This is a genomic window from Bradyrhizobium sp. 142 (genome assembly GCF_023074015.1).
GTDB lineage: Bacteria > Pseudomonadota > Alphaproteobacteria > Rhizobiales > Xanthobacteraceae > Bradyrhizobium.
Map to the genome: position 1 here is coordinate 1 of NZ_JADPKQ010000233.1, position 7598 is coordinate 7598.

Here is a 7598-nt window from a genome sequence, read left to right on the forward strand (position 1 = left end):
GACAACGTCTTCGTCGAGCGGCTATGGCGCAGCGTTAAATACGAGGAGGTCTATCTGCGAGCCTACGAAACCGTCGGCGAGGCGCGACATTCGATCGGCCGGTATCTCGACTTCTACAACGCACGAAGGCCCCATTCGAGCCTTGACGACATGACCCCGGATCAAGCCTACTTCAACCTTCCGCCGCTCCGCGTGGCGGCCTAATCTCGGCAGAGGCTCCACTTATCGACGCGGAAAGTCTGTTCAGACAAGCGGGACCAGCTCTCCTGCTCGCCTAGCCGAAGGGACCATGGGAGTTGATGTCGCCTACTGGCCGATGCTGCCCGCCGCCGATTCATCAGCCGCTTCCCCGTCGCACAACTCGTTGCACCGGCTCAATCCCAATCAACCAGCACACCCGCGGCGCTCAAATCCCCATAGCGCCTGCCGCACCGCCTTCCGTTCCCTTAAGCGCGGTTTCCTTGTATGGGGCTTTTTTTGTCAAGGAGTTCTTTTGTCTTTCGTCAGTTTCTTTGTTCGATCTCAAAGCCCGTTTCTTCGTCCCGACCCGCGGCTCGCTGACGTCGTCGCGCGCAGGAGCTGTCAAGGTTGGCCGTCGCGCCAACCGTGCGGCATGCTCCGGGCTTGCCAGGCCCATACCTTGACAGCTTCGAGCACGACGGCACGCTCGGTGCGATCGGGAACTCGGCGACTATCTGAAGCAGCACTGGCCGGCTATTCGGGAGCAATTGCTGAACGGGACCTACGAACCGAAACCGGTGAGACGGGTGGAAATCCCGAAGCCGGATGGCGGGGTGCGAAAGCTTGGCATCCCAACCGTGCTGGACCGCTTTATCCAGCAAGCGGTGATGCAGGTTCTGCAGAGGCGATGGAATCCGACGTTCTCCCAATACAGCTATGGGTTCCGACCGCGTCGGTCGGCGCATCACGCCGTGGCTCAAGCGCAGCAGTACGTTGCGCAAGGCAACGGATGGGTGATCGATCTCGATCTGGAAAAATTCTTTGAGAGTCAATCATGACAAACTGATGGCCAAATTGCCAAACGGATCGAGGACAAGCGGCTGTTGAAGCCCATCCGAGCATTTCTGAATGCAGGGGTGATGGAGAACGGACGCTGGTCAGTCCGAGCGTGGAAGGCACTCCGCAAGGAGGACCGCTTTCGCCACTGCTAAGTAACCTCGTGCTCGACGAACTCGACCGCGAACTGGAGCACCGGGGACACCGCTTTGTTCGTTATGCGGACGATTGTAACATCTATGTTCGCAGCGAACGCGCGGGTCAGCGGGTGATGGAGAGCATCTCGCGCTTCATCACACAAAAGCTCAAGCTCACGGTAAATGAGGCGAAGAGTGCGGTGGCACGACCGCAGGAACGGAAGTTCCTCGGGTTCAGCTTCACGGCTGGTCCAGGTATCAAGCGCACGATCGCGCCGAAATCGCTGGAGCGGTTCAAGCAGCGAATCCGCGAGACCACGCGAAGGGCCAAGGGTGTCAGCATCAAGACGACAATGGAGGAGCGGCTAAGTATACGTGTGGCTGGCGCGGCTATTTCGGCTTCTGCGAAACGCCCGAGGTGTTGATCGCTCTCACTCGCTGGGTCCGGTTACGATTGCGGGCCGCTCTTTGGCGCCAATGGAAAACACCAAGGCGTCGCCGAGCAGCACTCATCGCACTGGGAGTCTCGGGGGAATTGCGCAACACGGCCGGGAGCGGCCGTGGGCCCTGGCATATTGCCCGGAGCAAAGCCCTTTCCGTGGGACTCTCCAATGCCCACTTCAAATCGCTCGGTCTCCCGTCACTGATCGAAGCGCGTTAGCGTAACTTCTCGAACCGCCGTATACGGACCCTGGTGTGGGAGGGGCGGAGCCGCGAGGCTCCCCCCTATCCCGATCATTGTGAGTTAGCGGACATGGCCGGACTTACCGCTGGCTTGACCCGGTCGCGAATGACCCAACTCAGACATCGAACCTGTTCGCGTCTGTGGCTGGATGTAAGCCATCACAGTGGTCATACGCGGTCTTTAACTCAATCCGGCTCAGCACATGCGCCTTCGGTGCTCACGGCGAATGGCTGGGAAATCAGCACCGCGCCTAGAGACGGGGTATTCCTTCTGACCCTGCCCCCAAGTTTTATCCAGTTCTGAGTTCGCCCTGACTGTCGGGTTTGCCCCTGTGGGCGGTGGAAGCGACGGGATCTGGCGCGGAGCCATCGGCATAGCGCAGCGCCAGATCCCGGCGCGGATGGAAGATGGAGGCGAACTCGGACGGCGTCTTCCATCCGAGCTGCGAGTGAGGTCGTGCGTCGTTGTAATCGACCCGCCAGCATCCGAGCGCTATGCGTGCCTGGACCAGTGACGTGAACAGCGTCTCATTCAACAGTTCATCCCGCAGTCGGCCGTTGAAGCTCTCGATGAAGGCATTTTGCATGGGCTTACCCGGCGCAATGTAGCGCCATGCGACGCGGCTCTGATCGGCCCATGTCAGGATGGCGTTGCTGGTGAGTTCGCGTGCCGTTAACCGCGCCAGTTCTGCGAAATTTGATGCGTTGTCATATGCGTTCGCGTCAGCTACCTTCAACCAATCGGAAGCCGCATCGAAGCGACGAACAACAACTCACTCGATTGCGAGTTATTGCCCGCCTTTTTGAAGGACAGGAGCAATGGCTGAGGTACCCTCAACCCACTACGTCAAGAGCGATGACGTATACATCGCCTATCAAGTCCTGGGCGAGGGTCCGCTCGATCTGATGTTCGTACCGGGCTTTGTGTCAAACGTCGAGGCAATTTGGCAATCGCCGAATCGAAGCAGATTTCTTCGGCGTCTCGCCTCCTTCTGTCGCGTCATCATTTTCGACAAGCGTGGCACTGGAATGTCCGATCGGGGCTCTCAGATTTTCACGCTGGAACAGCGTATGCACGACGTCCAGACCATCTTGAACGAAGTCGGGTCCGACCGTGCGGCGCTGTTTGGCATTTCGGAGGGCGGCCCGATGTCCTTGCTGTATGCCGCCACCTATCCGGAACGAACCTCAGCGCTCGTTTTGTACGGCACTTACGCTAAGCGTTCCTGGTCGCCCGATTATGCGTTCGGCTGGACGGATGAGAAGTGGAACAATGTGCTTGACAACATCGAACACCACTGGGGCACCCCGCAAGGAATAAGCGTCACGATGTGGGCGCCCAGCATCGCCAGTGACCCTCGTGCCGTGGAGGGCTTGGCTTCATATTTCAGGGCATCGGCAAGTCCCGGCGCAGCAGCGGCCATCATGAGAATGAACCGCGAGATCGACGTGCGCAATATCCTGCCCGCGACCCGCGTGCCTACGCTGATTTTGCACCGTACCGCAGAGCGTGTGATCGACGTGGAGCATGCGCGCTACATGGCTCAGCGTATCCCCGGCGCAAAGCTGGTTGAGCTTCCAGGCGAGGACCATGTGGCTTTTCTTGGTGATCAAGGTTCGATTCTTGATGAGATCGAACAGTTTCTGACGGGCAGACGCCATGCTCACGAGCCAGAGCGGGTGCTCGCTACCGTGCTGTTTGTGGATATCGCAGGTTCGACAGCACGGGCGGCAACACTTGGCGACCATTCCTGGCGAGAGTTGCTTGAGACGTTTTATGCCAGGGTGCGTGAGGTCCTACATCAGTATCGCGGCCGTGAAATTAACACATCAGGTGACGGCTTCCTCGCCACCTTCGACGGGCCGGCGCGAGCGGTGCGCTGTGCCAGTGCCATCCGCGATACGGTGCGCTCGCTCAATCTTGAAGTACGGTGCGGCCTTCATACTGGTGAATGCGAGCTCGTAGGCAACGACGTTGCTGGAATCGCAGTGCATACCGGCGCGCGCGTTGCCGCCCTCGCTGCTCCGGGCGAAGTTTTGGTCTCGCAGACGGTACGCGATCTTGTGGCTGGCTCCGGCTTGGTTTTAGAAGAATACGGCACCTACACGCTTAAAGGTGTGCCCAATGAGTGGCGCCTATTCCGGGCAGCAGACTGAAATATTTGCTGCATCGAACCGAAAGGGCCGCAAGGGGCGTAGGCAAAACTCGCTTACCCAGCGGTATTCATCGCGCGAATGTCCAGCAAATCGCCAAGGCCGATGCTGATGCTCGGCATCCAATCATTTCGGGAAAGTCGGGCGTACCCGGACAAATAAACAAGCTTGGCCGATTTTACACTGGCAGGCATCGTCTTCTTTTTTGGACGAGTATTCTTACGAGGAGGAGGCAGTAGCTATGGATCAGCATCGTCGTGGCTTTTTGCAGGACTCCGCCCGCGTGGGCGCCTTTGCGCTCACCAGCGCGGCGCTTTGGCGTATCGATCCTGCGCTCGCGCAAAGCGGGTCGGGACGCGAACTCGCCACGCTGAACATTGACGACCTTTCGCATCGTCTCGCCAACCTGAAAATAACCAGCCGTCAGCTCGTCGAACAGGCGCTCGCGGCAATCAAAGACAGAAGGCTCGCGCACCTTCCTCTGGGTACATGAGAGCGAAGCGCTCGCCGCCGCCGATCAGGTGGACGCGCGACGGCGCGGCGGCGCGAACCTGCACGCACTCGCCGGCATCCCGATTTCGATCAAGGACCTGTTCGACGAAGCCGGCGTCACAACGCTTGGCGGGTCGAAAGTGCTGGTTGGTACGCCGGCAGCGACACGCGACTCGACCGTCGTCGAGCGATTGAAAAAGGCCGGCGCGGTCATCATCGGACGCACCAACCTCGTCGAGTTCGCCTACTCGCTCCTCGGCCTCAACCCGCACTACGGCACACCGAAAAACGCCTTTGATCGCGCCACCGGCCGCATCCCCGGCGGCTCGTCGTCGGGTGCAGCGGTCTCGGTCACCGATGGCATGGCCGCCGGCGCAATCGGTACGGATACCGGCGGATCGATCCGCATCCCGTCCGCGCTGAACGGCCTGGTCGGTTTCAAGCCCACCGCCCGGCGCGTGCCGCTCGACGGCGTGCTGCCGCTGTCCTTCACGCTCGATTCGGCGGGGCCGATCGCGAAAACCGTCACCGACTGCGCATTGCTCGATCAGGTACTGGCCGCTGAAGCCAACGGCGTTCCGGCGCCTGCCCAGCTGCGCGGCCTGCGTTTCGCGGTGCCCAAGACGGTGTTCCAAAACGACCTGTCGCCGGCGGTCGCCGACGCCTTCACGGCGGCGCTCGGCCGCTTGTCGGCCGCCGGCGCGACTATCGTCGACTTGCCGATGGCTGAATTCGCCCAAGCCGCGGCCGTCAATCCGCGCGGCGCGTTGACCAGCGCCGAAGCCTATTGGTGGCACCGACAGTGGATAAACGATGGGGCCGACAAATATGACCCGCGCGTCATTGTCCGCATCCGCCCGGGCGAGACGATCACGGCCGCAAGCTACATCGAACTGATTAAATTGCGCGAGCAGTTCATCCGAACCATCAACGCCGCCGCCGCCGGCTATGACGCGATGTTGATGCCGACGGCCCCAGAGACCGCGCCGACGATCGCCGAAACAGGTAAGGACGACGAAACTTATACCCGCCTCAACCTGCGCATGCTGCGCAACCCGGCAATCGTCAACCTGTTCGACGGCTGCGCCCTCTCGGTTCCCTGCCATGTACCCGGCACCGCACCAGTCGGCATGATGATCGCCGGAACGCAAAACACCGACCGCAAGATCCTGGCGATCGGTCTGGCGGTGGAAGAAGTCATCTGGAAGCTGCGCGGCTGAATTTGATGGTCGGATCAAACAGTGGCAACAGTGGCGCATGTCCGTTCGCACTTTTCCGAAGTGGCGGCCCTGATGCCTGATGTTCGCTGTTGGGCGAAGACCGGAAGAGGTCAGCGGAGACCGGGCCGACGCGATTGACCCAACTCGGACTCCGCCTAATCTCATTTGCGACATTACGCGGCGCGTTGCTTGTCTGACTGTTGTTCGACAATAGTCGCGGTTTCTTCCAACCCCTTTTCGTAATTGCCCGCGAACCTCTCGATGTTGTCGGCCCACATCCTCAGCATTGAGACCTGGAAGTGCATAATCGGCTTCAGGGCATTCATGCCGATTGCAGTTGCTGCTGTGATGCGACTTTGTGGGTCGCGCGCAGATCGGTTTGCATTAGAGATATTGTCTGGCATGCGGTTCGCTCCTTCGCTCTGGTGCTATATGACCTAAAGCTAAGTGTCGGGTCGTGCACAGCGTGATTTTAAACACTCGGCCAAAATTTGATCCGCAGCGAGTCTCGCACATCGGTCGTCATGCAATTCGTCCACTTTTTTCAAGTATGCGACCGCCCGCTACTTGCAAGAGATCGAAATCATCCTCGCCGGTATCACGAAGGTTGGCGACGTAGCGATAAAGGGCGGAACGCCTGTTATCGTTCTCGCTGATGCCGCTGTGGAGGAGCAAGTAGTTCCGCCAAGCAAACGCACACGCGTCTTCTATGGCAAGAGACATCATGGGCACCTCCCAAAGCCAGAGAAAGACTGACGACCCGTTTCGTTCCGCGAATCTCTTAGATGTAACGTTGTTCCGTAGCTGCGCCGCAAGCTGTTTACATGCAGGGTGTCGGTGCTCAGTCGGCGACTGTCCATAGCGCAAATCGGTCAATGCGATTGGCTGTTCGCGTGGAGTTGAGGCTGGTCGCCTTTCGAGTGGCGGGGCTTGCCCGAATGGGCGGGCGGGTATTCCCTAGAAAATGGGACTGGAGAACATGCGAGACTTCCGGTTCTGACTCTTATTGAACTGACTGATTAGTCATTGCTACCCTCTGACTGTACCTGCGGGGCGATAGAATGATCGCAATCTGTGGCTGTACAATCAATTCGATTGAATACAATGTAATGCCGTACACGGAGAGTAACTCGGAATTTTCAGCGCGGTTAAGTTTGCGCGGCCTAACAATGTATTGTTGCTGAAGGAAATGGCGATGCGTTCAGACTCAGCGCGTTGGGTATCATTGCTTTTAGTCGCACTTCTCGTTTGTTGCGGAGAAGCGATGGGAGAAGATCATCTGAACACCTTCGATTTCAAGCATTTCGAGTCCTTGCCGCGAAATGAGATTGTGAGCGCAGCGCAGAGGTATCTGAACAGGCGCTTTCCTGCTGGTTCAGATCTTCAAGCGGTGCAGAACGAGTTGATTTTCGCGGGCGCGAGATGTGCGAGAGGCGTCGGGCGGCGGGGTTTGTACTACGAATGTGATTACGAAAGACCGGCTGGGATTCCATTCGCCACAATTGAATGGAAGATCATATTGCGCCCAGACGCAGATGAGAAAAAGTTGCTAGAGATATCGGTGAATCGTGCGCTGACTGGTCTCTAAAACGCGCTGGCCGTTTTTTTGTGGTGCATGAGTCCGTTGTTGTGTTGGTTTTTGGACGCCGGCAACAAGGAGGCTCGGCACGCTCAACTGACCGGCGTCCAAAAAGCGCCAAGGCACGAAGTCGCGGGAAGTTGGGCACCGATAGTGCGGCGAGCGCTATGGGGATTTAATGTTGGTGCCGATGTCGATGACGTGGGTGATGTTAGCCTGATGCCAGCTGGATATCTGCGCGCACGCGAGATCGGGCGAGTGCGGGAGGAGCTTCGGCGGTCGCTTGGATCGGATCGAGGGGCGATCCGCACCCCA

At 58.8% G+C, this 7598-nt stretch carries 9 protein-coding genes and 2 pseudogenes; 8 read left to right on the top strand and 3 right to left on the bottom strand.

The window, feature by feature from the left end; genetic code table 11:
- The 4 genes from IVA82_RS21775 to IVA82_RS21785 all read left to right on the top strand — a co-directional run.
- The coding region (locus IVA82_RS21775; RefSeq protein WP_247493420.1) for an integrase core domain-containing protein at positions 1 to 204 on the top strand (204 nt) is incomplete at its 5' end.
- Between the two features lie 563 nt (positions 205 to 767).
- The gene (locus IVA82_RS48295; protein ID WP_346658707.1) at positions 768 to 1019 is read left to right on the top strand and encodes a reverse transcriptase domain-containing protein; all 252 of its coding nucleotides are present in this window, start codon (positions 768 to 770) and stop codon (positions 1017 to 1019) included.
- Positions 1020 to 1129: 110 nt separating this feature from the next.
- A complete protein-coding gene (locus IVA82_RS48300; RefSeq protein ID WP_346658708.1) occupies positions 1130 to 1579 on the top strand; it encodes a reverse transcriptase domain-containing protein in 450 nt (149 codons plus the stop codon).
- Positions 1573 to 1815 (top strand): hypothetical protein, encoded by a 243-nt coding sequence (locus IVA82_RS21785; RefSeq protein ID WP_247383687.1) that lies wholly within the window; start codon positions 1573 to 1575, stop codon positions 1813 to 1815. The genes IVA82_RS48300 and IVA82_RS21785 overlap by 7 nt, the downstream gene beginning before the upstream one ends.
- A 313-nt stretch (positions 1816 to 2128) precedes the next feature.
- Here IVA82_RS21785 and IVA82_RS21790 read toward each other — a convergent pair.
- Positions 2129 to 2503 (bottom strand): annotated as a pseudogene (locus tag IVA82_RS21790) (transposase); the annotation flags it as partial.
- A gap of 154 nt (positions 2504 to 2657) precedes the next feature.
- Between IVA82_RS21790 and IVA82_RS21795 the strand changes: the two are divergent.
- The 3 genes and pseudogenes from IVA82_RS21795 to IVA82_RS21800 form a co-directional block, all read left to right on the top strand.
- Positions 2658 to 3995, top strand: coding sequence for an adenylate/guanylate cyclase domain-containing protein (locus tag IVA82_RS21795; RefSeq protein ID WP_247493520.1), 1338 nt, complete (start codon positions 2658 to 2660; stop codon positions 3993 to 3995).
- A 238-nt stretch (positions 3996 to 4233) separates the two neighbouring features.
- A complete protein-coding gene (locus IVA82_RS49025; protein WP_346658710.1) occupies positions 4234 to 4485 on the top strand; it encodes a hypothetical protein in 252 nt (83 codons plus the stop codon).
- A 4-nt stretch (positions 4486 to 4489) separates the two neighbouring features.
- A pseudogene (locus tag IVA82_RS21800) lies at positions 4490 to 5704 on the top strand (amidase); the annotation flags it as partial.
- A 173-nt stretch (positions 5705 to 5877) separates the two neighbouring features.
- Here IVA82_RS21800 and IVA82_RS21805 read toward each other — a convergent pair.
- Positions 5878 to 6108 carry a hypothetical protein gene (locus tag IVA82_RS21805; RefSeq protein ID WP_247383690.1) on the bottom strand — a complete coding sequence of 77 codons (231 nt, stop codon included), beginning with the start codon at positions 6106 to 6108 and terminating at the stop codon, positions 5878 to 5880.
- 118 nt (positions 6109 to 6226) lie between these two features.
- Positions 6227 to 6430 (bottom strand): hypothetical protein, encoded by a 204-nt coding sequence (locus tag IVA82_RS21810; RefSeq protein ID WP_247383691.1) that lies wholly within the window; start codon positions 6428 to 6430, stop codon positions 6227 to 6229.
- A 469-nt stretch (positions 6431 to 6899) separates the two neighbouring features.
- On the opposite strand from IVA82_RS21810, the gene IVA82_RS21815 reads away from it, so the two are divergent.
- Positions 6900 to 7292, top strand: coding sequence for a hypothetical protein (locus tag IVA82_RS21815; RefSeq protein ID WP_247383692.1), 393 nt, complete (start codon positions 6900 to 6902; stop codon positions 7290 to 7292).
- Positions 7293 to 7598: the final 306 nt, after the last annotated feature.